The organism is Erythrobacter sp., from assembly GCF_035194505.1.
Lineage (GTDB): Bacteria > Pseudomonadota > Alphaproteobacteria > Sphingomonadales > Sphingomonadaceae > Erythrobacter.
In genome coordinates, this window is sequence record NZ_CP136573.1 from 327,003 (window position 1) to 353,182 (window position 26,180).

Here is a 26,180-nt window from a genome sequence, read left to right on the forward strand (position 1 = left end):
CAATGGTCACTAATATCGCGCTGCAAATTCTGGACGCTGTCGAGACAATCGAAATGCGGTCGCTTGCTTGGGGTTACTCTGAGGGTTCCCTAAGTGAGGCTGAACTCATGTCTTTGGGGTCAGTTTCGGCAATAGACGAACTTATCGATGCTCGACTGATCTTAGAACTACCGGACAGTCGAGGGACGCCACGTTATCGCTCGCGCTTTGCAGAGTTGGTTCGTTTGTTAGTCCGCTTACGTCAGATCTTCCCAGGTAAACCTTGGGTCGGTGCTCCTCGTTTGGTCTCTGATTTTAGGATCGATAGACGTCCGCGCCGTTATCCTAAGCGGGATCGCACCCCTGAGGACATCGCCAACAAGAATACCGGCTCGATTTCCGCTACGCCGAGAAAGCGGGAGGTTTGGCAAGCGCTGACTCATGAGATCTCGGGATTGGCCTCTTTTCAGGAGCGCGCGACAGTCCGTCAGTTAGAGGCGTCTTCTGATAGTGGGACTATAGTTACCGCTGGTACAGGCAGCGGTAAAACGATGGCATTTTACCTCCCAGCGCTAATGCGGATCGCCGAGGCGATCGATGAAGGACACTGGACGAAGGTTATAGCCATATATCCTCGCACCGAGTTGTTGAAGGATCAGTTGGCCGAAGCTTATCGCATGGCGCGCCGATTAGACTCGACGCTTGCTCGACACGGAAAGCGAAAAATCAAGATTGGTGCTTTTTTCGGTTCGACGCCAAACTCAGTTCAACAACCTTTTTTTAGTGAAGATTGGCGCGACACTAAGGCGGGAAGGATCTGCCCATGGTTGCGTTGTCCGAACTGTGACTCTGACCTCGTTTGGCGCAAGCAAGATTTTGAGAAGAGTATTGAACAACTTAGCTGTCTGCAACCGGGTTGCCATAAGTTAATTAGCTCGGACGAAGTTGTGCTTACCCGCCGCAGTCTTAACGACATGCCGCCGGATATCTTGTTCACGACGACGGAGATGTTGAACCAGAGACTTTCTGATCATTGGTACAGAGGCCTATTTGGGGTGGGTGTTGCAAGCCACCATAAGCCATTTCTCGCTTTGCTCGACGAAGTACACACTTACAGTGGCACGAGTGGTGCACAAGCAGCCCTAGTGCTGCGACGCTGGCGTCATGCTGTCGATACGCCGATCACTTGGTCGGGGCTCTCCGCAACACTCGCTGAAGCACAACGTTTTTTTGCAGATCTCACAGGCGTTCGTGAAGACCGTGTGGAAGTCATATCGCCAGAGGCATCTGAGATGGAGTCCGAAGGCGCCGAATATCAGATTATTCTGCAGGGTGACGCCGGTTCCAGGGCCTCCTTGCTGTCTGCCAGCATTCAGGCTTCAATGTTGATTGCTCGCACGCTCGATCCGCCCGATCATGGGTGCTCATCAGGTGTGTTCGGGCAGCGGTTGTTCGTGTTCACGGACGATCTCGATGTCACAAATCGCCTATTTGACGATCTGCGTGATGCTGAGGCTTACGATTTATTTGGCAAGCGCGATCAGAGGCGTGAGCCTCTCGCGGCACTGCGGTCAAGTGGAGAAGATGGAGCAGTTCGCGATCGCGACGGTCAGCGCTGGCGATTGTGTGAGCAAATTGGCCATGATCTCGCCACTTCGCTTATTGTCAGTCGCACCACATCCCAGGACGCCGGTGTTAATGCAAGGGCGAACGTGATCGTTGCCACCGCGGCTCTTGAGGTGGGTTTCAATGATCCAAATGTCGGTGCAGTATTACAGCATAAATCCCCGAGAAACTTTGCGTCTTTCCTGCAGCGTAAGGGGCGCGCTGGTCGTAACCGGGCTATGCGACCAATAACAACGACAATTCTCTCCGATTATGGGAGGGACAGGCTGTCCTTCCAGACGTACGAGCATCTATTTGACCCAGAGTTGCCGCCTCAGCAATTGCCGATCGGTAATCAATACGTCCTAAAGATGCAGGCAGTGTTTTCGTTATTTGATTGGCTGTCAGTGCGGGCTAGTCACATGACGACATATAAGGGCACGATGTGGCGTATTCTCAGTGGACCCGACGCACTTAAGAAGTCTGGAGCCCTCGGACAAGCGACCATTAAGATCCTTGATGGGCTAATGGTTGGCGATACGTCGTTGATTGGGCAGTTGCGATATCACCTGAAACGGTCGCTTCGTATCGACGAGGCGACGGTCGATGCTCTTATGTGGGACCCACCGCGATCACTAATGCTGGAGGCGGTTCCGACTTTGTATCGTCGGATATCTCAAAATTGGCAGTTGGCGTTCCCCAGCGGTGGCACGATTCTTGATCTATGTATTCCAAATCATCCGCTTCCGGACTTCGTTCCGCGCGCACTGTTTAGTGACCTTAGTCTTCCAGAAGTGACTGTCGAGATTCCGCCAGCCACCGTACAGCACGAGGCACGAAACGAGAGCTTGCCGATTATCCAGGCGCTTGGTCAGTTGGTGCCAGGTCGAGTGACGCGTCGATTTGCGCACGAGCGTGGCCAACTCTGCCATTGGGTCCCGGTGGGTTCTCTTGAACCCGAACAAGTGATGTCCATAGAGGATTATGCTTGTGAACATGAGTTTATTGGCGCGTTCACTCCGAGTTGTAACGACCCACTCGATCGAAACCCGCGCTATGTTTTCCGACCTTGGAAAGTGGCGCTCCGACAAGCAAGGCGAAGCGATGCTCTGCCGAGTAGCAATGCGCGGTTCAATTGGGACAGCGAGTTCTCCCCTCATGGTGAACCGCTCATTGTTCCACCACCCCCGCGGTCTCGCTGGTCAGATTGGATCGGCGCAACGGCGTTTCACGTCCACCGCTTTCGTGGCGGCGTGACGGTTAGGCGCTTTGCTGGATCTGTTGATGCGAACATTCGCAAAGCCGATGCTGACTATCCGGTCCATATCAAGTTCGTGACATCCGACGGGGAAGCAGCTGCATTGGGCTTTGCAATGGACGTGGACGGGATGCGGCTTGACCTAAGCCTTCCTGCTGCTGAAGAACTCGCGCGGATAGAACTGCCTGCTAATCTCGCTGCATCAGCACGGGCAGCATATCTGCGGAGCCGTTTCCTTGGCGATCCTGGCTTGCCGTCTGATCTTAACATTTTTCAGCGTGATTGGTTGATCCAGATAGCCATTTCTGTTGTGCTTTCAAAAGCAATGCGTGAGGGCTGTTCCGCAAGTATCGCGGCTGCCGAAATTTTCTCTGAAGACAAGCTTTTGAACACCATGCAAGCTGGCATGGCCGACTTTTTTGGCGCTGGTGCATTCGAGAACGATGATGACGACGCGGCGGAAAACGTTGAAGAAGAATTAGCAGTTAAAGCGGGGAGGCTTGAGGAAACTCTAACCGCACAAGTTGCACGAATTGAGGTTCAGGCGCGTCTGCGTGCACTTGCGTCTGAGTTCGATACTCCTGACGAAGTGGCATTCGGTAGCTGGTTGCGCAGTTGTCTTGCAGAGACCCTCGGTGAGGCGCTTCTCCAAGCTTGCCTTGCAACTGCTCCTCGTCAAGCAACCATTGATACCCTGCTGCTCGACTTCGAACCGTTGGACAATGGTTCTATACGCATCTGGATCACTGAAGGGACGTTAGGCGGTGCCGGGGTACTTCAGGCGTTTTCTGAGCGCTTTGCTACTGAACCTCGACTTTTATTCAGTGCCTTGGAAGCTGCGCTTGCACCGACTGATCTCGAGATCTCCGCTGCTGGACTGGAGCGCGTCGTTGATCTGACTACATCTGATCCTACGATTGCTGATGCAATTCGAAATGTGCGATCGGCCGAAGGGCACGAGGAACGAGAGCTTGCCTGGTCTTTGTTCAGAGCGGAAATGGCACAAAGAGGCTTACCCATAGGGCATAGCCTATCGGTGTCTCTAAATGGTCGGTTGATGCGGGCTGGATCCGGCCCAGATCTTGACGAGTTACTGGGACTACTGCTTTCTCGTTGGCGGGAAATTGAACAAGACCTTGGTATCGCCGTTGGCCTGCGCGAGTTTTCAACACTTGCCGGGCAAGACGAACGTCTCGTAGAATCGCTGCGTGATTTCTTGTCGTCACAGATACCTGGATCAACTGGAGACCGCATCGAACGCATTGGTCTCGTTAGTGGATTGCTCTGGCCGCGTGGGGTGGAAATTAGACAGCGCGCACTTCAGTCTTACAATCCATTTCGACGGCCACGCTTTACGGATCCAGGACTGGCACGCGCAATTTTAATGGCTGGTCTCGCTCCGGAGGTCCGGGTCGAAGACGGCGATTGGCGCGTCTCCATCGCGAGTGAGTTGGCCGAGCATGGCACAGTTCGTCTGTCAGTCCACAAATCAAAAAATGCTCATTTGCACTCGGCATTGATCGAACTTGCCGCTACGCCAATTGATGTTGCCTATTTGCAGTTCTTTCCGTCGCTAGAACGCTTTGAGGACGAAGGCGAGCGCCTTGTCGCCATCCTGTCTCTCAGGGAGCAGGTATGACAAAGGTTTCCCGCGATATTCATGGCCCGGCACAATCACGGGCTATCCGTGACGTTTTACAGACCTTGTTTGCGACCGAGTTGCTTAAGCCGAGCAAGCCACTGTGGCTCTGTTTCGCATGGGTTACGGATCTACATGTGTTGGATAACAGCGCACGCCAATTTGCGCTGCTGCAGCCTGACTGGCCTGCCGCGCCTGTCCGCCTCAGCCTGGTACTCGGCGCACTGCTGGCCCGCGGCGGGCAGATTAATGTGGTTATCCGAGAAGACAGTCATAACATGGCCTTCATCGCAGCGCTGGAGAGATTGCGTGCAGATCACGGCAAGGGGATTCGTTGGGCAGTCGGTGATAATTTTCATGCGAAGGGTCTTTTGGGAGACAGCTACTTCCTTAATGGATCGATGAATTTAACAATAAACGGTGTGAGCGTGAACGAGGAGCACGTCGTACTTCGTCTCGACCCCGCTCTGCTCGCCCAGCAGCGCTTGGAGTTTGCTGACCGATGGGAAGGGAAGCTCCGATGATCGGGCATGATGCTGCAGTTGCAGAGGCGTTTGCCTCTGATTTTCGAAACATTGCCGGCTTTAGTGGATTGCCAACTAAGTGGCGAACGCTCTTTGAAGACGTTCTGACAAGTGCTGTGGACCCTCATATTCCAGGGGCAATACTGCCCGCGCCCATGGGCAAAGGATGTCGCATCTATGCAGTTGCTGCTGATCAAACCGAATGGCGGCGGTTGCGTCCTTTGCTTTCCGCTTTCGCTGGCCCAACACTGACCAACTTCACTGGGATCGTACAAGCGCCATCCAGTACGGATCCAATGGATGCGTTTGCAAGTTCGTTGCCAGCGGAAGTGATTGCTGTTGCAGAGGCGCTCGATACCGGCGTTGATGCAATGCGAGCGCTGCGCCGCATGTTGGCAATGATACGCCAAGCGCCTGAAGGCTCTTTGAAACCACCACGCCCGACGAGTTGGTTGCTTTCTGATTTCGAGGATGCACTTAATGTTGGCGACCGTACCAGAGCAGAGCGACTGGTCGGGAGGCTTCGTGACGAATGTCGTTTAGACGCGCTCAATCTTAGATTTTTGAGCGTACAACTGCTTGCCAGCTTGGAGAGTTGGGCTGAATTACGTGAAAGTAACTACTTCATTGATCTTTGCCTTGCGCGCAAACCTGGAGCCATTGCTTCTCATTTAGCTGAGGCCCTTTTCCAAACAGACTTAGCGGCTGCATTCTATACTGAAGACATTGATAATTGTCGTCGTGAATATTCAAAAATTCGTTCACTTGGAACGCCACTCATCGCAGTACCTCCTCCGGCAGCGCTTGGGCCAGGGGGATGGAGGCTATATGCGATGGCTGCGCTTTCGTCAGAAAATCCAGATCCAGGCTTGCTACGGTCACTTGCCGAAGGACCAGATCTGGGATGGATAAGTTCACACCTCAAGGCACCCGGTATAGAAGCCGAGGTCCTGGTCGCTCCAGAACCAGACGCCGATTTTGCGGAGATCCGCAAGGCCCTCGAGCGCCTCACTGATCTACCCGAAGAGCAGCGTATCCGTCTTTTGGAGATCGAACCTTTCCGGTCTCTTTTTGCCGGTGGTGCCGAGGTGCAACCTGCTAGTATCCCGCTTGGTTGGCGCGATTGGCTCAAGCGCATTCCTGACCCGGATTACACCATAGCATTTGAGATTGCCCGTAAAGGCGCTCTTGAGTGGCCTATCGAGGTTGCTGCGGACCCAGTTGAAGCGACAGCGTTAGCGGAGGACTTGGCAGACGCACTCGCGGATAAAGTGTCGCGCGCAAGGCTCGCGCAAGCCTTGCCGTTGATAGTGAACTGGTTGCAACGCGACGCTTTGTTTCCACGGGCCTCGATGAGGCCTGTTTACGAGACGGTTCTGACCCTATTCGCCCTAGGAGAGGCCCGCGACCAAGGCATCATGGCATCTTCGGGGGTCGTCGGGGAAGCTATACTGGCAATTGGAAACTCTGTCTCAGATTACCAGCGGCTAATACATTCTCTAGAGACGCTGATAACCGAGGGTACGGGCACCGGGAGCGTCCATATGCTCCTGGAATTAATTGAGGCGACAATACGTCACCCTTGTCCGGATAGTTCAGCTAGAGAGGGTTTCTGGTTAACCGCACTGGCCGTTCTAGAACCCTTGCGACACCGGTTGGAGCCAGTCCAGCTGGCTAGCTTAGCGACGCTTGGCGGTCTGTTAGGATGGAGTGATCCGCCGTTTGCAGATGCTGCCACGGCGGCTCCAAGCCAATTCGGCACAAAACTCGCGAACCTTCGGATCGGCATTTACACGCTAACAGAATCAGCCGCTAGGCAGGCAGCGTCAGTTTTGGCCCGTGTTGCACCGAGCGTGATAGTCCAGACTTCGTCCGAACATGTGGGGTCCGCGCAACTGAAAGCTATGGCTGAGAACTCTGACCTACTCATTATAACATCTTTGTCTGCCACTCACGCAGCGACGGATTTCATTCGAGCTCACCGTCCTGCTTCGAAGCCAATATGCTGGGCTGCAGGCCGTGGCTTCACAAGCATCGTTAGGGCGGTCGAAGAATTTATAGGCGGAGATCACTCCTAAGGCATCGTTAAATCTAGAGTGACCACATGAAAGATGTATTTGCAAAATTAGAGCGGTTTCCACACGATCTGATTCGTCAGGGATTCCCTTCGCGGCGCCGTTGTGATTCAGACTTCCTGCTGGTGGCAGGAGGCCAGCACGGATGGCACGAACGCTTTCACAGGATCTTCGGGACAGGGTCGTTGCAGCGATTGATGGCGGCCTGAGCTGCCACGCGGCGGCGGCGCGCTTTGGGGTCAGCGTGTCGAGCGCGATCCGCTGGCGGCGAAGAGCGCTTGAGCATGGCCGGGCCGTTGCCAAGCCGCGCGGCGGTGACCGGCATTCAGGCAAGATCGAAGCGCACGGCGGCTTCATTCGGGAGCTGATCGCCGAGCAAGGCGACATGACCCTGGTCGAGGTTCAGGCGCGGCTGATCGAGCGTGGGGCCCTGGTCGGTATCGGCACGGTGCATCGCTTCTTCGTGCGTCACGGGATCACGCGCAAAAAAAGACCGGCCACGCGATCGAGCAGGACCGTCCCGACGTCCTGAGGCAACGGCAGCATTGGTTCGACGGCCAGATCGATCTCGAACCCGAACGCCTCGTCTTCATCGACGAGACGTGGACCGCCACCAACATGACCCGCAGCCATGGCCGCTGCCCGAAGGGCGAGCGGCTGCGGATGGGCTTCCCGCACGGCCACCGCAAGACCACCACGCTGGTCGCGGGACTGCGAATGACCGGCATGGTCGCGCCGATGGTGCTGGACGGGCCGATCAACGGCGACTGGTTCGAAGCCTATGTGGCGCAGGTTCTGGTGCCCGAGTTGCAACCCGGTGACGTGGTCATCATGGACAACCTCTCGAGCCACAAACGGGCGGCAGTGAAGGAAAGGATCGAAGCGGCCGGTGCAACGCTGCGCTTCCTCCCGCCATACAGCCCGGACTTCAACCCTATCGAGAAGGCATTCTCCCGGCTCAAAGCCATGCTCCGCAAGGCGGGTGAGCGAACCGTCAGCGGGTTGTGGGACTTGATCGGCCGGCTCGTCGACATCTTCCAGCCTGCCGAATGCGCCAATTACTTCAAATCTTGCGGATATGAGCCGGAATGAATGGAAACCGCTCTAGAGCATTTCATTCGCAAAGAAATGCGGATGTCCCACATTTATCAGCCTGTCATGCTGTTGGAACTGCTCAATTCCAAAGGTACCGCATCGGTCAATCAGATTGCAAAGGCACTTTTGGCTCATGATGCGTCCCAGATCGAGTATTACGAGCAGATCACGAAAAATATGGTCGGCAAGGTGCTGACCAAAAACCGTCAGGTAACCGAACGCAAAGCTGACGAATTTCGGCTCAAGAATTTCGAGGTTCTGACCTCGGACGAGGTTTCTGCACTGGTTGCTCTGTGCCAGGCCAAGATCGATGAGTATGTCGGAAAGCGGGGAGAGGCGATCTGGGCACACCGTCGAAAATCAACGGGCTATGTTCCCGGAACTGCCCGATATGAGATCCTGAAGCAGGCAAAGTTTAGGTGCGAACTTTGTGGGATTTCAGCGGACGAGAAGGCGCTCGAAGTAGATCACATCCTGCCGAGAAATCTCGGTGGGAGTGACGAGCAGCATAACCTCCAGGCGCTATGTTACTCGTGCAATGCCACGAAACGTGACCGTGACGACACGGACTTCAGAGGGATGAGTGCAGCCTATGCTTGCCGGAGCGAAGGCTGCGCATTCTGTGAGCTGCCAGCAGAGCGCATCATTGCAGAGAATGAGTTGGCCCTCGCGTTCCGGGATGGCTTTCCTGTTACCGAACATCACACCCTGATAATCCCGAAGCGCCACGTATCTGACTACTTCGACCTGTTCCAACCTGAGCGGAATGCCATGCAGGCGCTGATGGAAAAGGAGCGCGCTTTGATTCTTCAAATCGATCCGACAGTCACCGCGTTCAATGTTGGCATCAACGCCGGCGCAGACGCCGGCCAGACCATCTTTCACTGCCACATGCATTTGATCCCACGGCGCAAGGGTGACGTCGAAGAGCCTCGTGGCGGCGTGAGAGGGGTCATTCCGGCGAAGCAGAAGTATTGAAGCTGGGGTCAGCGTATCGCGCGCGTCTCAAATTTGAGGGCAATTTCGTTTTCAGTGCTGTGTAAGATTTGGTAGGCAAATAGGGTCTCAAAAGTGCAGTTCAAAAAGCTTCCAAGGCAATGAAATAGAAGTGCAAATTTCTGTGACCAAACCTGCGCGGTCCAGAGGTTTTGGAGAGAGCGGGGGCGACGGAGAGAGCATGGGCCAATTTCCCTGACCCAGACTTTTTCGCTTGCGCCCAAAACGGCGGCGAACTGCGCCATTTCAGGACCCCATGAGGGGGTGAGATCATTTCGAAGTGAAGAAAATGGTCGGGGAGAGAGGATTCGAACCTCCGGCCCCTGCCTCCCGAAGACAGTGCTCTACCAGGCTGAGCTACTCCCCGACCGTGTCGGTCCCGCATGGTCAAAAGGCCACGCGGGTCGAGGCAAGGCGCGCCCTATAGGTGTGGATTAGCATAGTGGCAAGCGGGCAATTGCACCTTATGGTCGCGCCCATGGCCAGCAGCGCGATTCCAAGTCCGACGAGCGATTTTCCGCACCCGGAACAGCAATATCTCGATCTGATGCGCGCCATCTGGACCGGCGGGAGCGAGCGGATCGATCGCACCGGTGTCGGCACCAGGTCGGTGTGTGGCAGCATGCTGCGATTCGATCTGGCAGATGGCGCCATGCCGCTGCTCACCACCAAGCGGGTCTACTGGAAGACCGCCACGCGCGAACTGCTGTGGTTCCTCACCGGCGACACCAACATCCGCCCGCTGGTGCTCCAGGGCGTGAAGATCTGGAATGAATGGCCACACGCCAATTATGTGCGCGCAACCGGCGAGGCGATCACACTGGAGGATTTCGTCCAGCGAATCGCCGATGACGCGGGTTTCGCCGCGCGCTGGGGCGATCTGGGGCCGGTCTATGGCAAGCAATGGGTCGACTGGCCGACCTATCGCTACCGCGCGGACGGACTTTACGAGAAGGGTGAGGGGATCAATCAGGTCGCCGCGGTGATCGAATCCTTGCGCACCAGTCCCGGCAGCCGCCGCCACATCATCGAAGGCTGGAACGTCGCCGAGCTTGATCGCATGGCGCTGCCCCCCTGCCACAAGACCTATCAGTTCCATGTCGCGGGGGAGGGCAGCGAGGCGCGGCTCAACTGTCTGCTCTACCAGCGCAGCTGCGATGTGGCGCTGGGCCTGCCGTTCAACCTGTGGTCGGCCGCGCTGCTGACGCGGATGATCGCGCAGCAGGTCGATATGCTTCCCGGAGAACTGGTGTGGATGGGCGGGGACGTGCACCTCTATCTCAATCACGCTCACCTGATCGAGGAACAGCTCTCCCGACGCCCGCAGGGCATCCCCCGGCTGGAGATCACGCGGCGGCCCGAAACAATATTCGATTACCGGATCGAGGATTTCGCGGTGCATGATTACGCGCCGCTGCCCCCGATCAGCGCCCCTGTTGCGGTGTGAGGCAGCTGCGTGCAGCGCGCTTGACCGCTCTCGGGCGCTGAAATAAAAATACACTTCCAAGCAATGATTGCACCTGCCGTGTCCGGCCCGGACATGGGGGTGCCAGCAAGGGGGAGAGCGCCGCCATGGCCGATTCTGGGAAGCCGGCTGACACCAATCGTCCGGCGCTCGCGCTGCACGTGCCCGAGCCGAAATATCGCCCGGGCGACACGGCGGATTTCTCGCATATCGACATCCCCGCCGCAGGCAGCCAGCCGCGTCCGGACGAAAGCGCCCATCCTTCGCAGATGCACGATCTGGCCTACAGCCTGATCCGCGTCCTGGGGGAGGACAACCACGCCCACGGGCCGTGGAACCCGCGGCTCGATCCGGAAACCCTGCGCACCATGCTCGGCCACATGGCGATGGTGCGGGCCTTTGACGAACGCATGTTCCGCGGCCAGCGGCAGGGCAAGACCAGCTTCTACATGAAGTGCACCGGCGAGGAGGCGACCTCGATCGCCACCTCGATGGCGCTCGCCAGCGACGACATGATCTTCCCCTCCTATCGCCAGCAGGGGATCCTGATCGCGCGCGGCTATCCGCTGATCGAGATGATCAACCAGATCTATTCGAACAAGGCCGACAAGCTGAAGGGCCGCCAGCTGCCGATCATGTATTCGAGCCGCGAGTTCGGGTTCTTCAGCATCTCGGGCAACCTTGCGACGCAGTGCCCGCAGGCGGTCGGCTGGGCGATGGCGAGCGCGGCCAAGGGCGACAGCCGGATCGCCGCGACCTGGGTGGGCGAGGGATCAAGCGCGGAGGGCGACTTTCACTCCGCCTGCACCTTCGCGGCGGTCTACAACGCGCCGGTGATCCTCAACGTGATCAACAACCAGTGGGCGATTTCGAGCTTCTCGGGGTTTGCGGGGGCCGAGCGCACCACCTTTGCCGCGCGCGGGCTCGGCTACGGCATCGCCGCGCTGCGGGTGGACGGCAATGACGCGCTTGCCTGCTTTGCCGCCGAGCAATGGGCCGCCAACCGCGCCCGCGCCAATCACGGCCCGACCCTGATCGAATATTTCACCTACCGCGCCGAAGGCCATTCGACCTCGGATGATCCGTCCGGCTACCGCTCTGCGCAGGAACGCGAGGAATGGCCGCTGGGCGATCCGGTGATGCGCCTCAAGAACCACCTCATCGCGATTGGCGAATGGGACGAGGCGCGCCAGGCCGAAATGGACGAGCGCTGCGCGACCCTCGTCAAGGAAACCACCAAGGAGGCCGAGAAGAACGGCATCCTCGGCCACGGCCTCCACCACCCGTTCCACACCATGTTCGAGGATGTTTACGAAGAGCTGCCCTGGCACCTCAAGGAGCAGGCCGAACAGGCGATCCGCGAACGCATCACCAAGTTCGGCAGCGAAAGGCCCTTCGGATGAGCGCGAACCCCGACACCACGGTCGCGGCCGAGACCGAACGCCGCCTCAACATGATCGAGGCGATCAACGAGGCGCTCGACATCATGCTCGCGCGTGATCCCGACGTGATCATCATGGGCGAGGATGTGGGCTATTTCGGCGGGGTGTTCCGCGCCACGGCGGGCCTTCAGGCCAAGCACGGCAAGACCCGCGTGTTCGACACGCCCATCAGCGAATGCGGGATCATCGGCGTGGCGGTGGGGATGGGGGCATACGGCCTGCGCCCCGTGCCCGAAATCCAGTTCGCCGATTACATCTATCCGGGCCTCGACCAGCTGATCAGCGAGGCAGCGCGCCTGCGTTATCGTTCGGCCGGCGACTTCATCGCGCCTCTGACGGTGCGTTCGCCTTTCGGCGGCGGCATCTTCGGCGGCCAGACCCACAGCCAGAGCCCCGAGGCGCTGTTCACCCACGTCGCGGGTCTCAAGACCGTGATCCCCTCGACCCCGCATGATGCCAAGGGTCTCCTGATTTCCGCAATCGAGGACAATGATCCGGTGATCTTCTTCGAGCCGAAGCGGATCTATAACGGGCCGTTCTCGGGCTATTACGACAAGCCTGTCGAGCCGTGGAAGAAGCATCCGGACAGCGTGGTGCCCGAAGGCTATTACAAGGTACCGCTCGGCAAGGCGCGGATCGTGCAACAGGGCGAGGCGCTCACCGTGCTCGCCTACGGCACGATGGTCCACGTTGCCGAAGCGGTGTGCAAGGCCAAGGGCGTCGATGCCGAAATCCTCGACCTGCGCACGCTCGTCCCGCTTGATATCGAGGCGATCGAGGCCTCTGTCGAGAAGACGGGGCGCTGCATGATCGTTCACGAGGCGACCCGCACCTCGGGCTTCGGCGCTGAGCTTTCCGCGCTCGTCACCGAACGCTGCTTCTACCATCTCGAAGCCCCTGTTGAACGCGTCACCGGCTTCGACACGCCCTATCCCCACAGTCTCGAATGGGCCTATTTCCCCGGCCCCGTCCGCATCGGCGAGGCGATCGACAAGCTTCTGAAGGACTGACCCGCATGGCCAAGTTCACATTCAACATGCCCGATGTGGGCGAAGGCGTTGCCGAGGCGGAAGTCGTCGAATGGCACGTCAAGGTCGGTGACCGCGTGGAGGAGGACCAGCACCTCGTCGACGTGATGACCGACAAGGCGACGATCGATATCGAAAGCCCGGTGGCGGGTATCGTCACGCAGCTGGCGGGCGAAGCGGGTGACGTGATCGCGATCGGCGCAATGCTGCTGGTGATCGAGACCGAGGGCGAGGATGCGGCAGAGGCTGAGGAAGCCGAAGCGGCGGCCCAGCATATCGAGGACGACATGTCCGATGCCGACGGGGCGGAAACCACTGAACCCGTTCGCCCTGAGCCTGTCGAAGGGCCGTCCTTCCTTTCGGAAGAGAAGAGCGGTGCTTCGACAAGCTCAGCACGAACGGAGTTGGAAGCAAGCTCAGTGCAAACGGACCATGGTACGAAATTCCTCGCCTCCCCCGCCGTCCGCCAGCGCGCCCGCGATCTCGGCATTGATCTGGCACAGGTGCAGCCCGCCGAGGATGGCCGCGTGCGTCACGGCGATCTCGACGCTTTCCTCGCCTACAACGCCGGCAGCGGGTTTGGCGCGGCGGGCAAGGCGCGGGCCGACGAGACGATCAAGGTGATCGGCCTCAGAAAGCGCATCGCCCAGAACATGGCCGCCTCCAAGCGCCACATCCCGCACTTCACCTATGTCGAAGAGTGCGATGTGACCGATCTCGAGGAACTTCGCGCGCAATTGAACGCCGCACGCGGGGATCGTCCCAAGCTCACCATGCTGCCCATGCTCGTCACCGCGATCTGCAAGATGGTGCCGGCCTTCCCGATGATCAACGCGCGCTATGATGACGAGGCGGGCGTGGTCACCCGCTACGGCTCGGTGCACCTCGGCATGGCGGCGCAGACGGGAAGCGGCCTGATGGTCCCCGTGATCCGCGACGCGCAGGCCAAGAACCTGTGGCAGCTCGCGCGCGAGATCGGCCGTCTGGCCGAGGCCGCGCGCAGCGGCAAGGCGAGTTCGGAGGAGCTCAGCGGCTCGACCCTCACCATCACTTCGCTCGGGCCGCTTGGCGGGGTGGCAACCACGCCGGTCATCAACCGGCCGGAAGTGGCGATCATCGGCCCCAACCGCATCGTCGAGCGTCCGATGTTCGTCTCCGACGGCATGGGCGGCGAGCGAATCGCCAAGCGCAAGCTCATGAACATCTCGATTTCCTGCGATCACCGCGTGGTCGACGGGCATGATGCGGCGAGCTTCGTGCAGGGGATGAAGCGCCTGATCGAGACGCCTGCGCTGCTGCTGGTGGATTAGGCGAAAAATATTGCGCCAAGGCAGGGCAAGAGAGCGTTGACAGCCCGATGCACCGGCCCTAATGGCGCTGCTCCACGAGCGGGACGGCATCGCCGGAATGCTCGAAAGGACAAGATGCGCGGGTGTAGCTCAGTCGGTTAGAGCGTCGGCCTGTCACGCCGAAGGTCGCGGGTTCGAGCCCCGTCACTCGCGCCACTTGTTCCCTGGAAAACGCCCTCAAGGGCATGCAAAGGCGGGCTTCGGTCCGCCTTTTCTTTTGCCTGCGCCTTTTTTTGCCTGCGATGGAGCCGCCTATTCGGGCGGGCTCCAGTTCCCCGTCTCCATCCAGATCAGGAAACGCTTCAAGGGCAGCAGCCAGACGAGGCCAAGCACCACATAGACCACGGTCTGCGCGCCGCCCGACCAGCTGCCGATGATTCCCGGCGCATAGCGCGCGATCACCACGCCATAGACGATCAAGAGAATGAACAGGCTGACGATGCCGAAGGGGATTCGCCAGGTCGGGGTCTCACGCATCACAGATTTCCGTAAATTCGCGTCGGGGTGACGACCGCATCGAGCGGCTTGTCATGGGCTTCGATGGGAAGGGAATCGCATAATTGTGTATCCCATGCGAGGCCAACGGCGAGGGCGGGGGGATGTTCCGCCAGCCAGCGGTCATAATGGCCGCCGCCCTGGCCCAATCGCGCACAATCATCGGTAAAGCCGACCAGCGGGACGAACAGCACATCGGGCACCAGCGGCTCCGCATCGGCGGCGGGCTGGAGCATCCCGAAGGGGCCGACTTCGAGATCATCTTGCGCGTAAGGATCCTTGTGGTGGCGGAAGGTCATCGGCGCATCGCGGCCTGCGAAGTGGGGCAGGGCCAGCGTGTGCCCGGCATCGCGGAAAAAGCGCGCATAGCCGCCCGCCGGGGCCTCCCATGGCCCGGCATGGTAGAGCCCGATCACCGCCTCGTCCCCGATCCATGCCAGCAGCGGCGCAGGCGGGCGGTGGAACAGCAGGCCCCGGATCGAATCGGGCAGGCTCTCGACATGGGCCTTGCGCAAGGCGCGCAGCGTGCGGCGGAGATCTGATTTGGTGGTCACGCGCTCTGGTTACCCGAATACTTGTGCGGCAAACGGCCCAAAGGGCCGCAAGGCCGACCGGCCGCCCGCAGGGGTGGCCCGCAGGGCCGGGCCCCCGGAGGAACCGCATCGCGGAGGCGATGCGAAATTCAAAAACGTGGCGGAACCACCATGGGTCGTTTGCGCTAGAAATCCTCTGACGCGTGGTACGTCAGGTGGGCGCCGTATACCCAAGCCTTCCGGACGAACCAGCAGACGAGGGCAGGGACAACTCCCATTTGGATTACTTATAGCCTCAGGGATATTCAATCGGCTCGTGCCGGGCAGTCCCGCCGTGTCCTATCTAGGCGCTGGCGACGAGGGCTTCAAGCGCTGCGGCACTCGCTTCGGCGCGGGTGGCGAGGGCTTCGAGCCTTTCGGCGAGCGCTTCCGTCATATCCGGCCCGCCGAAAAGATCGGCCTGCGGTGTGGCGGCGACAGCAGGGCGGGGGGCAGCGGCTGCCTTGCGGGCGGCGGCGAGGTCTTCCTGAAGCTGGGCGATCTCGGCGCGCAGGGCGGGCGTCTCGTCCACCGGAGCAGGGCCGCCGGGCAGACGTTTTTTCGCTTCGGCCAGTTCATCGGCGAGGAACAGCGCGGCAAACAGCAGGTTCTGCGCCTCCAGCGGTGCGCGCGCGGACCCGAGCTGGGCATATTTCTCGGCGATCATCGCGCCCAGAGCCGTGATATGCGCCTCCTGCCCGTCGGCACAGGCGATGGCATAGGACTTGGGGCCGATGGTGAGCGTGACCGTGCTCATGAATTGTCCAGACTGCCGATCAGGTCATCAAGTTCCCGCAGGGATTCCGCGACTTGCTCGCGCAGCTTCTCATGGGTGTTGACCAGTTCGACGACCCGCGCCGATCCGGCTGCGTTCTGGCCACCCTGCGCCTCGGCGGCATCCCGCGCGGCAGCAATGCGGGCCATGGCCAGTTCGATACGCTCCAGCGCGCTGTCGATGCGGTCGCTCTGCATGGCTTGCGATTTACCAAGATTGGCCCGCAGGCGCAAAGTCTTGGGCGCGCCTGTTGATAAGTCATGCGCAGCAAGGCGCTCCGCGCGCGTGTACGCGAGGTTGACCTTGCCCCATGGCTCGGCAATGGCACGCCCGCGGACCGAGGGTTCGAATCGCCCGCCCGCCTGCGAGCGCGGACGGACAGGCTGCGGGCCAAGCTCACCGGCCCGGGGCACCATCAGGAGAACTGCGCGCCATGACGATCGAACCCGCCCGCCTCCAGCTCATGGCCAATGCCATCCGCGCGCTGTCGATGGACGCGGTGGAGGCCGCCAATTCGGGGCACCCGGGCATGCCGATGGGCATGGCCGATGCGGCGAGTGTGCTGTTCACCGGCCACCTCAAGTTCGATCCTGCCGCGCCCGACTGGGCCGATCGTGACCGCTTCGTGCTGTCCGCCGGCCACGGCTCGATGCTGATCTACAGCCTGCTCTATCTCACCGGCTACGCATCGCCGACGATTGACGACATCCGCAATTTCCGAAAGCTCGGATCCCCTTGCGCCGGTCACCCCGAAAACTTCCTGATCGACGGTGTAGAGTGCACCACCGGCCCGCTGGGGCAGGGCCTTGCGATGGCGGTGGGCATGGCAATGGCCGAACGGCATCTCAACGCCATCTACGGCGACGATCTGGTCGATCACCGCACCTGGGTGGTCGCGGGCGACGGGTGCCTGATGGAGGGCATCAACCACGAGGCGATCGGCCTTGCGGGGCACCTCAAGCTGGGCGGCCTCAACGTGCTGTGGGACGACAACCGCATCACCATCGACGGGGCGACCGATCTGTCCTCGTCCGAGGATATCAAGGCCCGCTACATCGCCACCGGCTGGCACGTGACGGAATGCGACGGGCATGACTTTGCCGATATCGACCGCGCTCTCACCGAGGCCAAGGCCGATCCGCGTCCCTCGCTGATCGCCTGCCGCACGCTGATCGGCAAGGGTGCGCCCAACAAGCAGGGCACAAGCGGCGTGCACGGCGCGGCGCTGGGCGGGGCGGAAGTCGCCGCCGCGCGCGAGGCGCTGGACTGGCCGCACGCGCCTTTCGAGGTGCCGTCCGATATTCTGGCTGACTGGCACAGCGCCGCAGAGCCGGGCCGCGCTGCGCATGGCGCATGGGCCGGCAGGCTGGCGGCTTCGGACAAGCGGGATGCCTTCCTCGCCCAGATGGCCCCGGTCACCGATCTGGTCCCCGCCGCCATCGAAGGCCACATCCGCGGCCTCGCCGCCGCACCGCAGAAGATTGCGACCCGCAAGGCTTCGGAAATCGCGCTCGGCCCGCTCACCGCGGCGATCCCGCAGCTGGTAGGCGGTTCGGCGGACCTGACGGGGTCGAACAACACCAAGACCCCCTCCACCCTGCCGATGACCGCCGCGGACTATTCCGGGCGATATGTCTATTACGGCATCCGCGAATTCGGCATGGCCGCCGCGATGAACGGGATGCAGCTGCACGGCGGCATCGTGGCCTATGGTGGCACCTTCCTGATCTTCTCGGACTATTGCCGCAACGCGATCCGCCTTTCGGCGCTCCAGCAGGTCGGCGCGGTCTATGTGCTGACGCATGACAGCATCGGTCTTGGCGAGGACGGGCCGACCCACCAGCCGGTCGAACAGGTGATGAGCCTGCGCCTGATCCCCAATCTCAATGTCTATCGTCCGGCCGACGCGATCGAGACGGCGGAATGCTGGGCGATGGCGCTGATGACGCCCGAGACGCCTTCGGTGCTCGCCCTGACCCGCCAGAACCTGCCGCAATTGCGCGGGGAAGGGGACGAGGCATGGTCGCAATCGGCCAACCGCTGCGCGCTTGGTGCCTATCGTCTGCGCGCCGCCACGGCCGCGCGCAAGGTGGTGTTTGTCGCCACCGGATCGGAAGTCGCGCTGGCGGTGGAATGCGCAGGCGAGCTCGAAGCCGCCGGGATCGGGGCTGACGTGGTCTCGATGCCCTGCATGGAACTCTTCGATGCGCAGCCCGATGCCTACAAGGCCGACCTTCTGCCTGCCGACGCGCTGATCGTCTCGATCGAGGCCGGCTCGACCCTCGGGTGGCAACGCTACACCGGCAGGAGCGGCCTCAATATCGGTCTCGACACCTTCGGCGCTTCGGCTCCGGCGGAAGACCTGTTTGCCCATTTCGGCTTCACCGCGGCGGCAATCGTCCCGCAAATCCTCCAGAAATTGAACGCTTAAGCAGGAGAATATCCCATGGCCACCAAGGTTGCCATCAACGGCTTCGGCCGCATCGGCCGTCTCGTCGCGCGCGCGATCCTCGAACGCACTGACCATGATCTCGATCTGGTCGCGATCAACGATCTGGCCGATGCCAAGTCCAACGCGTTGCTGTTCGCCTTCGATACGGTCCACGGCCGTTTCGGCGGCGAAGTGACCGCCGATGGCGATGCGATCATCGTCAATGGCAAGCGCATCGCGGTGACCAAGGAGCGTGACCCCGCCAACCTGCCGCACGCCGCCATGGGCGTCGACATCGTGCTCGAATGCACCGGCTTCTTCCAATCGGACGAGGCGAGCCGCCCGCATCTCGCTGCCGGGGCCAAGCGCGTCATCATCTCCGCACCCGCGACCGGCGTTTCCAAGACCATCGTCTATGGCGTGAACCACGAAACGCTGACCGCCGATGACGTGATCATCTCCAACGCCAGCTGCACCACCAATTGCCTCGCGCCGGTGGCCAAGGTGCTGAACGACGTGATCGGGATCGAGCGCGGCTTCATGACCACGATCCACTCCTACACCAATGATCAGCGCATGCTCGACCAGATCCATTCCGATCTGCGCCGTGCCCGTGCTGGCGCGCAGAACATGATCCCCACCACCACCGGCGCCGCGCGCGCTGTGGGCCTGGTGCTGCCGGAACTGAAGGGCAAGCTCGACGGCTCGTCCGTGCGCGTGCCGACCCCCAACGTGTCGATGGTTGATCTGGTGTTTGTGCCGAGCCGCGATACCTCGGCGGAAGAGATCAACGCTGCGCTCAAGGCCGCAGCTGAAGGCCCGATGAAGGGCGTGCTCGATTTCACCGATCAGCCGCTCGTCTCCTCGGACTTCAACCACTATCCGGCCTCCTCGACGGTCGACAGCCTCGAAACCAGCGTGATGGAAGGCAAGCTTGCCCGCGTCGTCAGCTGGTACGACAATGAGTGGGGCTTCTCGAACCGCATGATCGACACCGCAGGCGTGGTGGCGAAGTTCCTCTAACACCCATACTTCCGTTCGTGTCGAGCGACGTCGAGACACAACTCGGCACGAACGGTTCTCGGCTGACGGCGAAGTCGGCAGTTCATCCTGAGCCTGCCGAAGGGCTCGAACCGAACGGAGTTGGTTGTGCCCAAGTTCAAGACCCTCGATGATCTGCCCGCCGATCTGACCGGCCAAGTCGCGCTGGTGCGCGTCGATCTCAACCTGCCGATGAAGGATGGCTCGGCCACCGACGTCACCCGTGTGGAGGCGGTGAAGCCCACGATCATCGAACTCGCCGACAAGGGCGCCAAGGTGCTGCTGCTGGCCCATTTCGGACGGCCGGGCGGCCAGCGCTCTTCGACGCTCTCCACCAGCATGGTGATCGGCGATGTCGAGACGGTGCTGGGGCGCGAGATCATGTTCATTCCCGAGATCGCCGGGCCGGTGGTCGAACAGGCGGTAGGCGATATCCTGCGCCCCGGTGATATCGGCCTGCTCGACAACACCCGCTTCTGGCCGGGCGAGGAAGCCAATGATCCGGCGCTCGCTGCCGCGATTGCCGCGCATGGCACGATCTACGTCAACGATGCCTTCTCCGCCGCGCACCGCGCCCATGCCACCACCGAGGGGCTGGCCCACGTCCTGCCGGCCTATGCGGGCCGATCGATGGAAGCCGAATTGAAGGCATTGGACGCCGCCCTCGGCACGCCGCAGCAGCCGGTTGCGGCGGTCGTCGGCGGGGCCAAGGTCTCGACCAAGCTGGCCGTGCTCGAAAACCTCGTGGGCAAGGTCCAGCACCTGATTATCGGCGGCGGCATGGCCAACACCTTCCTCGCCGCGCGCGGTGTGGATGTGGGCAAGAGCCTGTGCGAGCATGACCTTGCCTCCACTGTGGCGCGGATCATGGACGAGGCCGATCACGCCGGCTGCACCGTCCACCTGCCTTACGATGTGGTGGTGGCCAAGGAATTTGCCGCCAATCCCCCGTCCTTGCGCGTCTGCAACGTCCACGAGGTCGCCGCTGACGAGATGATCCTCGATGTCGGCCCGCAGGCTGTGGAAGCCCTGGCGGACGTGCTCAAGACCTGCCGCACGCTGGTGTGGAACGGGCCGCTGGGCGCCTTCGAGACCGAGCCTTTCGATGCCGCCACGGTTGCGCTGGCACGCACGGCGGCTGCGCTGACGCTCGAAGGCTCGCTCATCAGCGTGGCGGGCGGGGGCGACACGGTCGCAGCGCTGGCGGCGGCGGGCGTGGAGTCGGACTTCACCTATATCTCGACAGCGGGCGGCGCCTTCCTCGAATGGATGGAAGGCCGCGTGCTGCCGGGCGTCGCCGCGCTCGAGGGCTGAGATGGCGCTGGTCGAAGCCGAGATCGAGGCGCTGGAGCTGCGCTTCATGCGCGCCTGGGTGGCAGGCGATGCCAAGGAGCTGAAGAAGCTCCTCGCCCGCGATTTCATGGCGATGGTGGGCACCATGCCGCCGCAGCTGCTGGACCGGCCGAGCTTTCTGGCCGGGGCCGAGCGCGGCTTTTCCTGCACCAAGTTCAACTATCGCGAGGTTTTCGTGCGTCGTCACGGCAAGACCGCGTGGTTCGTCGCCGGAGCCGAGCTGGAGCTGGGCCTGGGGCTCAAGGGCTGGACGGGGCCGTTCCTTGTCACCGCCCTGTGGCGCAAGGGTACCATCGGCGGGTGGAAACTGGCCGAGCGCAGCATCGCACGGCTCGATCCCGCCGAAACCCTCGCGGCCTCGGTCGCCAAGCTGCAATTGTGGAAATAGGCATGAGCGAAGCGGTCGAAACCTCCTACGGGCTCCTCAGCGTGATGGAGGAGGGCGAATTTGCCGGATGGCGGTTCTGGAACGGCGATCCCTTCGAGACGCGCTCCGGCCCCTTCTATTACCGCCGCGAGGATGACGGCTCCTACGTGAGCGCCTTCCGCGCAGAGGCGCGCCACATGAACGGCGGCGGCTTCATGCATGGCGGCTGCATGCTGACCTTCGCCGATTTCGCGCTGTTCGCGATCGCCACCGATGTGCTTGATGGCGATCACGCGGTGACATTGAATCTTTCGGGCGATTTCCTCGGCTCGGTGCAGCAGGGCGCGCTGGTCGAGGCGCGCGGCGAGGTGACGCGCGGCGGGGGCAAGACGATCTTCGTGCGCGGGCTGGTGACGGGTGACGGGCAACCGGCGCTGAGCTTCACCGGCATTATCCGCCGCCTGTCCAAGAGATAATCCTTCGCGGTTGCAGCACGCGTGCGGCCTCGCTAAGGGCCGCTCCGAGTAGTTTGTGCATACCTATGCATAACCCGCCAGACACACCTCTCGCCAACGGAGACAGGCCACCATGAACACCCTCGACATGACGACCCGCATCGCCACCGGACAGGGGTTCATCGCGGCGCTGGACCAGTCGGGCGGCTCGACCCCCAAGGCTCTGCGCGGTTACGGGGTGGAGGATCACGAGTGGTCGGGCGATGACGAGATGTTCGCCCAGATCCACGCGATGCGCGCGCGGGTCATCACCTCGCCCTGTTTCGGCAGCGGCAAGGTGATCGGCGCGATCCTGTTCGAAAAGACCATGGACGGCATGGTTGACGGCAAGACCACCGGCGATGCGCTGAAGGCGCGCGGGGTCGTGCCCTTCATCAAGGTCGATGAAGGCCTCGCCGATGAAGCCGACGGCGTGCAGTTGATGAAGCCGATGGTGAAGCTGGCGGCGCTGCTTGAAAAGTCGGTGGCGGCGGGCATGTTCGGCACCAAGATGCGCTCGGTGATCAAGTCGGCCAATCCCGCCGGTATCGCCGCCGTTGTCGCCCAGCAGTTCGAAGTGGGCGCGCAGATCATCGCTGCCGGTCTGATGCCGATCATCGAGCCCGAGTACGACATCACCTCGGAAGACCGCGTGGCGGGTGAGGCGATCCTGCTCGCCGAGATCACCAGGCATCTCGATGCCCTGCCGGAGGGCCAGCAGGTGATGCTCAAGCTCTCGATCCCCGCCACCACCGGCCTCTACACCCCGCTGGTGAACCACCCCAGGGTGCTGCGCGTCGTCGCGCTCTCGGGCGGGTTTTCGACCGATGATGCCTGTTCGCGCCTCGCCCAGAACCCGGGCATGATCGCCAGCTTCAGCCGCGGCCTCTTGCAGGACCTGCGCAAGGGCCAGTCGGACGAGGAGTTCAACACCGTCCTCGGTCAGGCGATCGACCAGATCGCCAGCGCCAGCGTGTGAAGGCGTGACAGGCGGCCCGCAAGGCTCTAGCGCGCCCTGTCATGACCGATACGCAGCTCTATCTCATCTCCCCGCTCGAGGTTGGCGGGGACTTTCCGCAGCGGCTCGAACGCGCTCTGGCGGCGGGCAAGGGGCTGGTGACCGCCTTCCAGTTCCGCGTGAAGGGTGTCGACCAGCACAGCGCCGCCGCGCTCGCCGCGCCGCTTCAGGCGATCTGCGCCGCGCAAGACGTCGCCTTCATCGTCAATGATTCGGTCGCGCTGGCCAAGCGGTTGAAGGCCGACGGGGTGCATCTGGGGCAGGGCGACGGCGCGCCGCGCGAGGCGCGCGAGGAATTGGGGCGCGAGGCGCAGATCGGCGTCACCTGCCACGCCAGCCGCCACATGGCGATGGAAGCGGGCGAGGCAGGCGCGGACTATGTCGCCTTCGGTGCCTTCTATCCCTCGACCACCAAGGATAAGGGGCCGGACGCCGAGGTGCCCGAGCCCGAACTGCTCACATGGTGGAGCCAGATCTTCGAAATCCCCTGCGTCGCCATCGGCGGCATCACGCCCGATAACTGCGCGCCGCTGGTTGCAGCAGGTGCGGATTTCCTCGCCGTGTCAGGCGCGGTGTGGGGCGGGGATGAAGTCGCCGCGATTGAAGCTTTCGCGAAGGCTATCGAAGCCGCACGTTAACGCGCGTTGCCGAGCCTTGTGCAGATCAGCTTGCTGTCGCTGCCGTCCGCGGCGAGCTTGCGCAGGGTGTTCTCGCCCAGCACGGTGTAGCGCTCGTTCTGCTTGGGGCCGCGGGTAAAGACGAGGCTGTTGCCGCGCAGCAGATAGATGCCCCGCCCCTCCGCGTTGCGATAGCTTGACGCATTGCCGATGCGGAAGCCTTCTTCGGGCACCACCACATAGGCCTCGCCCCCTGCATCGCCGGGCAGGGCACATTCCCACTCGCCGCGCTGGAGCGTTGCCAGCATCCCTCCGTCCGCCGCCGCCAGCGGGCGGGCACCGGGGACGGCATCCTTGCGGTCCTGCGCATCGGCATAGCCCGATCCGAAGGCGGCAATCGCTGCGGCAAAGATCGTGAGGATGATGATGGTGCGGGTTCGCATGGGGTGTGCCCTAACAGGGGCAGGGCTTGCCTGCCAAGCCTTTCGCATCGCGACTTGCCCGCGCTTGCCGTGTCGGCAGTGATCGGCTATCGGCGCGCATCATTTGCGGCTCGCGTGGCCCTTGCCGGCGCGTCCCTTGCTCTTTGTCATCACCTGAAGAAGGCCATCAGCCCCATGAAGATCAGCGGCGTCGATATTCGCCCCGGCAATATCCTTGAGTATGAAAAAGGCATCTGGAAAGTCGCCAAGATCCAGCACACCCAGCCCGGCAAGGGCGGGGCCTATATGCAGGTCGAAATGAAGAACCTGCAGGATGGCCGCAAGACCAACGTGCGCTTCCGCAGCGCCGACACGGTCGAACGCGTGCGCCTCGATACGAAGGAATTCCAGTTCCTCTATGCCGAGGGCGATGACCTCGTCTTCATGGACAACGACACCTACGAGCAGATCACGCTGCCGGGCGACCTGCTCGGTGATGCCCGCCCGTTCCTTCAGGACGGGATGCAGGTGAACCTCGAACTGTGGGACGAAAAGCCTATCTCGGTCGAACTGCCCGCGCAGGTTGAAGCCACAATCGTTGAAGCGGACGCGGTGGTGAAGGGGCAGACCGCCTCGTCGAGCTACAAGCCCGCGATCCTCGATAACGGCGTGCGCATCATGGTGCCGCCGCACATCGGCAGCGGCACGCGCATCATCGTCGATGTCTACGAGCAAGCCTACGTCGGCAAGGCCGGCTGAGTCCGAAAGCCCCCGTTCGTGTCGAGCGAAGTCGAGACACCATAGCGCCGTAATCCCCGCCTCTCGACTGTGCTCGAGGCGAACGGCAGAGAGTTCAAGATGGCAGCCATTTCCGGCCTCATTCGCGTCATGGAGCGCGCCGCGCGCAAGGCGGGCGGCCGCCTGCGCCGCGATTTCGGCGAAGTCGAACATTTGCAGGTCTCACGCAAGGGCCCGGCCGATTTCGTCAGCAAGGCGGATATGCGCTCCGAGCGCACGCTCTATGACGAACTGCTCGCGGCGCGCCCGGGCTGGGGTTTCGTGATGGAAGAGGCCGGTGTGATCGAGGGTGATCCCGGCATGCCGCGCTGGATCGTCGATCCGCTCGACGGCACCAGCAACTTCCTGCACGGCATCCCGCACTTCGCCATTTCCATCGCCGCGCAGGAGCCCAAGCCCGATGGCAGCGGCTGGGGCGATGTGGTCGCGGGCGTGGTCTACCAGCCGGTCACCGATCAGACCTTCTGGGCGGAAAAGTCGCGCGGGGCGTGGCTGCATGATGCGCGCCTGCGCGTCTCGGCCCGCTCGCGCCTGTCGGACGCATTGGTGGCGACCGGCATTCCCTTCTTCGGCCACGGTGACTTTGCCGAATGGAGCCGGATTTTCGGCGCGATCGGCCCCGAGGTTGCAGGCGTCCGCCGCTTTGGCGCGGCTTCGCTTGATCTGGCCTATGTGGCGCAGGGTCGCTTCGACGGGTTCTGGGAAAGCGGGCTGTCCGATTGGGACACGGCGGCAGGCTGCCTGCTGGTGCGCGAGGCGGGTGGGTTCGTTTCCGACTTCCGCGGGCGCTCCTCGCCGATCCATTCTCAGCAGGTTCTGGCGGCGAATGACGCGCTGCATTCCAAGCTGCACAAGCTGCTGGCAGGGGCGCTGCGTTAAGGCGCTTTTTGCCGGTTTTGGGGCGATTTTCGGGGTTTGTTGGAAAATTTGGGGGGCAGGCGCTGCCTTCCAGGATCGATTTGATCCCGAGTTGACCCCCTGATGACCCCCAGTTGGCACCTGCGGGCGGATGTTTCACGTGAAACATTTGGCCGGTTTTGGGGGCAAAAGCGCGGGTTGCTTGCCAGCACGGATGCGCCCCGCTAACAGCGCGATGCATCCGCGCAGGGCCCCTGTGGTGGAATTGGTAGACGCGACCGACTCAAAATCGGTTATCGAAAGATGTGCCAGTTCGAGTCTGGCCAGGGGCACCACTTTCGTGTCGCGCTGACGCGCGATGCAGACCTCCCGCCCCGCCTCTTAGTTCTTTGGCCCAACCCGGCCACCAATAGTACCACTATGTTATGGTGGCCGGGCGGGGAGGCGGGGCGGGGGGTCTGCGCAAAGCCACGTTTCATCGGGC

The 26,180-nt window shown here is 61.6% G+C and carries 23 protein-coding genes, 3 tRNA genes and 1 other RNA gene; 20 read left to right on the forward strand and 7 right to left on the reverse strand.

Annotated elements, in window-relative coordinates; all coding sequences use genetic code 11:
• Nucleotides 1-2 precede the first annotated feature (2 nt).
• From dpdJ to RSE14_RS01700, 5 genes are all read left to right on the forward strand, one after another.
• On the forward strand, nt 3-4,481 hold the full coding sequence (dpdJ, locus tag RSE14_RS01680) for a protein DpdJ (protein WP_324075521.1): 4,479 nt from the start codon (nt 3-5) through the stop codon (nt 4,479-4,481).
• Nucleotides 4,478-5,005 carry a phospholipase D-like domain-containing protein DpdK gene (dpdK, locus tag RSE14_RS01685; protein WP_324075522.1) on the forward strand — a complete coding sequence of 176 codons (528 nt, stop codon included), beginning with the start codon at nt 4,478-4,480 and terminating at the stop codon, nt 5,003-5,005. The genes dpdJ and dpdK overlap by 4 nt, the downstream gene beginning before the upstream one ends.
• Entirely contained in the window at nt 5,002-7,083 is a 2,082-nt protein-coding gene (gene dpdD / locus RSE14_RS01690; protein WP_324075523.1) for a protein DpdD, read from the forward strand. Before dpdK ends, dpdD begins: the two co-directional genes overlap by 4 nt.
• 142 nt (nt 7,084-7,225) lie before the next feature.
• Nucleotides 7,226-8,172 (forward strand): IS630 family transposase gene (locus RSE14_RS01695; RefSeq protein WP_324072659.1). Its coding sequence is split into 2 segments (ribosomal slippage): nt 7,226-7,562 and nt 7,562-8,172, totalling 948 coding nucleotides; the frame shifts between segments, so codons are not numbered across the junction.
• The gene (locus RSE14_RS01700) at nt 8,173-9,153 is read left to right on the forward strand and encodes an HIT family protein (RefSeq protein WP_324075524.1); all 981 of its coding nucleotides are present in this window, start codon (nt 8,173-8,175) and stop codon (nt 9,151-9,153) included.
• A gap of 308 nt (nt 9,154-9,461) precedes the next feature.
• Here RSE14_RS01700 and RSE14_RS01705 read toward each other — a convergent pair.
• Nucleotides 9,462-9,538: transfer RNA gene (locus RSE14_RS01705), tRNA-Pro, on the reverse strand.
• A gap of 111 nt (nt 9,539-9,649) precedes the next feature.
• On the opposite strand from RSE14_RS01705, the gene thyA reads away from it, so the two are divergent.
• From thyA to RSE14_RS01730, 5 genes are all read left to right on the forward strand, one after another.
• Nucleotides 9,650-10,618, forward strand: a complete 969-nt coding sequence (thyA, locus tag RSE14_RS01710; protein ID WP_324075525.1) for a thymidylate synthase — start codon at nt 9,650-9,652, stop codon at nt 10,616-10,618.
• Between the two features lie 125 nt (nt 10,619-10,743).
• Nucleotides 10,744-12,039, forward strand: a complete 1,296-nt coding sequence (locus tag RSE14_RS01715; RefSeq protein WP_324075526.1) for a 3-methyl-2-oxobutanoate dehydrogenase (2-methylpropanoyl-transferring) subunit alpha — start codon at nt 10,744-10,746, stop codon at nt 12,037-12,039.
• Entirely contained in the window at nt 12,036-13,088 is a 1,053-nt protein-coding gene (locus RSE14_RS01720; protein WP_324075527.1) for an alpha-ketoacid dehydrogenase subunit beta, read from the forward strand. Before RSE14_RS01715 ends, RSE14_RS01720 begins: the two co-directional genes overlap by 4 nt.
• A 5-nt stretch (nt 13,089-13,093) precedes the next feature.
• A complete protein-coding gene (locus RSE14_RS01725; protein WP_324075528.1) occupies nt 13,094-14,416 on the forward strand; it encodes a dihydrolipoamide acetyltransferase family protein in 1,323 nt (440 codons plus the stop codon).
• A gap of 118 nt (nt 14,417-14,534) precedes the next feature.
• Nucleotides 14,535-14,611, forward strand: a tRNA-Asp gene (locus tag RSE14_RS01730).
• Between the two features lie 96 nt (nt 14,612-14,707).
• On the opposite strand, the gene RSE14_RS01735 is transcribed toward RSE14_RS01730, so the two are convergent.
• The 5 genes from RSE14_RS01735 to RSE14_RS01755 all read right to left on the reverse strand — a co-directional run bounded on the left by RSE14_RS01735 (nt 14,708) and on the right by RSE14_RS01755 (nt 16,713).
• On the reverse strand, nt 14,708-14,932 hold the full coding sequence (locus RSE14_RS01735; RefSeq protein ID WP_324075529.1) for a DUF2842 domain-containing protein: 225 nt from the start codon (nt 14,930-14,932) through the stop codon (nt 14,708-14,710).
• Nucleotides 14,932-15,504 (reverse strand): 5-formyltetrahydrofolate cyclo-ligase, encoded by a 573-nt coding sequence (locus tag RSE14_RS01740; RefSeq protein ID WP_324075530.1) that lies wholly within the window; start codon nt 15,502-15,504, stop codon nt 14,932-14,934. The genes RSE14_RS01735 and RSE14_RS01740 overlap by 1 nt, the downstream gene beginning before the upstream one ends.
• Nucleotides 15,505-15,642: 138 nt before the next feature.
• A non-coding RNA gene (ssrS, locus tag RSE14_RS01745) (6S RNA) lies at nt 15,643-15,816 on the reverse strand.
• 10 nt (nt 15,817-15,826) lie between these two features.
• Nucleotides 15,827-16,279 carry a cell division protein ZapA gene (locus RSE14_RS01750; protein WP_324075531.1) on the reverse strand — a complete coding sequence of 151 codons (453 nt, stop codon included), beginning with the start codon at nt 16,277-16,279 and terminating at the stop codon, nt 15,827-15,829.
• A complete protein-coding gene (locus RSE14_RS01755) occupies nt 16,276-16,713 on the reverse strand; it encodes a hypothetical protein (protein WP_324075532.1) in 438 nt (145 codons plus the stop codon). Before RSE14_RS01755 ends, RSE14_RS01750 begins: the two co-directional genes overlap by 4 nt.
• A gap of 17 nt (nt 16,714-16,730) precedes the next feature.
• On the opposite strand from RSE14_RS01755, the gene tkt reads away from it, so the two are divergent.
• From tkt to thiE, 7 genes are all read left to right on the forward strand, one after another.
• The gene (gene tkt, locus RSE14_RS01760) at nt 16,731-18,728 is read left to right on the forward strand and encodes a transketolase (protein WP_324075533.1); all 1,998 of its coding nucleotides are present in this window, start codon (nt 16,731-16,733) and stop codon (nt 18,726-18,728) included.
• A gap of 15 nt (nt 18,729-18,743) precedes the next feature.
• On the forward strand, nt 18,744-19,751 hold the full coding sequence (gene gap / locus RSE14_RS01765; protein ID WP_324075534.1) for a type I glyceraldehyde-3-phosphate dehydrogenase: 1,008 nt from the start codon (nt 18,744-18,746) through the stop codon (nt 19,749-19,751).
• A 126-nt stretch (nt 19,752-19,877) separates the two neighbouring features.
• Nucleotides 19,878-21,083 carry a phosphoglycerate kinase gene (locus tag RSE14_RS01770; protein WP_324075535.1) on the forward strand — a complete coding sequence of 402 codons (1,206 nt, stop codon included), beginning with the start codon at nt 19,878-19,880 and terminating at the stop codon, nt 21,081-21,083.
• Between the two features lies 1 nt (nt 21,084).
• Nucleotides 21,085-21,510 carry a YybH family protein gene (locus tag RSE14_RS01775; RefSeq protein WP_324075536.1) on the forward strand — a complete coding sequence of 142 codons (426 nt, stop codon included), beginning with the start codon at nt 21,085-21,087 and terminating at the stop codon, nt 21,508-21,510.
• 2 nt (nt 21,511-21,512) lie between these two features.
• Nucleotides 21,513-21,965: a PaaI family thioesterase gene (locus tag RSE14_RS01780; RefSeq protein WP_324075537.1), complete on the forward strand. Its 453-nt coding sequence runs from the start codon at nt 21,513-21,515 to the stop codon at nt 21,963-21,965.
• Between the two features lie 112 nt (nt 21,966-22,077).
• Nucleotides 22,078-22,962 carry a fructose bisphosphate aldolase gene (locus RSE14_RS01785; protein WP_324075538.1) on the forward strand — a complete coding sequence of 295 codons (885 nt, stop codon included), beginning with the start codon at nt 22,078-22,080 and terminating at the stop codon, nt 22,960-22,962.
• A 41-nt stretch (nt 22,963-23,003) separates the two neighbouring features.
• Nucleotides 23,004-23,639: a thiamine phosphate synthase gene (thiE, locus tag RSE14_RS01790; protein ID WP_324075539.1), complete on the forward strand. Its 636-nt coding sequence runs from the start codon at nt 23,004-23,006 to the stop codon at nt 23,637-23,639.
• Here thiE and RSE14_RS01795 read toward each other — a convergent pair.
• Nucleotides 23,636-24,061 (reverse strand): elongation factor P, encoded by a 426-nt coding sequence (locus RSE14_RS01795; protein WP_324075540.1) that lies wholly within the window; start codon nt 24,059-24,061, stop codon nt 23,636-23,638. The two genes, thiE and RSE14_RS01795, sit on opposite strands and share 4 nt — an antisense overlap.
• 174 nt (nt 24,062-24,235) lie before the next feature.
• Between RSE14_RS01795 and efp the strand changes: the two genes are divergently transcribed.
• The 3 genes from efp (at nt 24,236) to RSE14_RS01810 (ending at nt 26,031) form a co-directional block, all read left to right on the forward strand.
• Nucleotides 24,236-24,799, forward strand: coding sequence for an elongation factor P (gene efp / locus RSE14_RS01800; protein WP_324075541.1), 564 nt, complete (start codon nt 24,236-24,238; stop codon nt 24,797-24,799).
• 99 nt (nt 24,800-24,898) lie between these two features.
• A complete protein-coding gene (locus RSE14_RS01805) occupies nt 24,899-25,717 on the forward strand; it encodes an inositol monophosphatase family protein (RefSeq protein WP_324075542.1) in 819 nt (272 codons plus the stop codon).
• A 229-nt stretch (nt 25,718-25,946) separates the two neighbouring features.
• A tRNA-Leu gene (locus RSE14_RS01810) sits at nt 25,947-26,031 on the forward strand.
• The last annotated feature ends 149 nt before the right edge of the window (nt 26,032-26,180 follow it).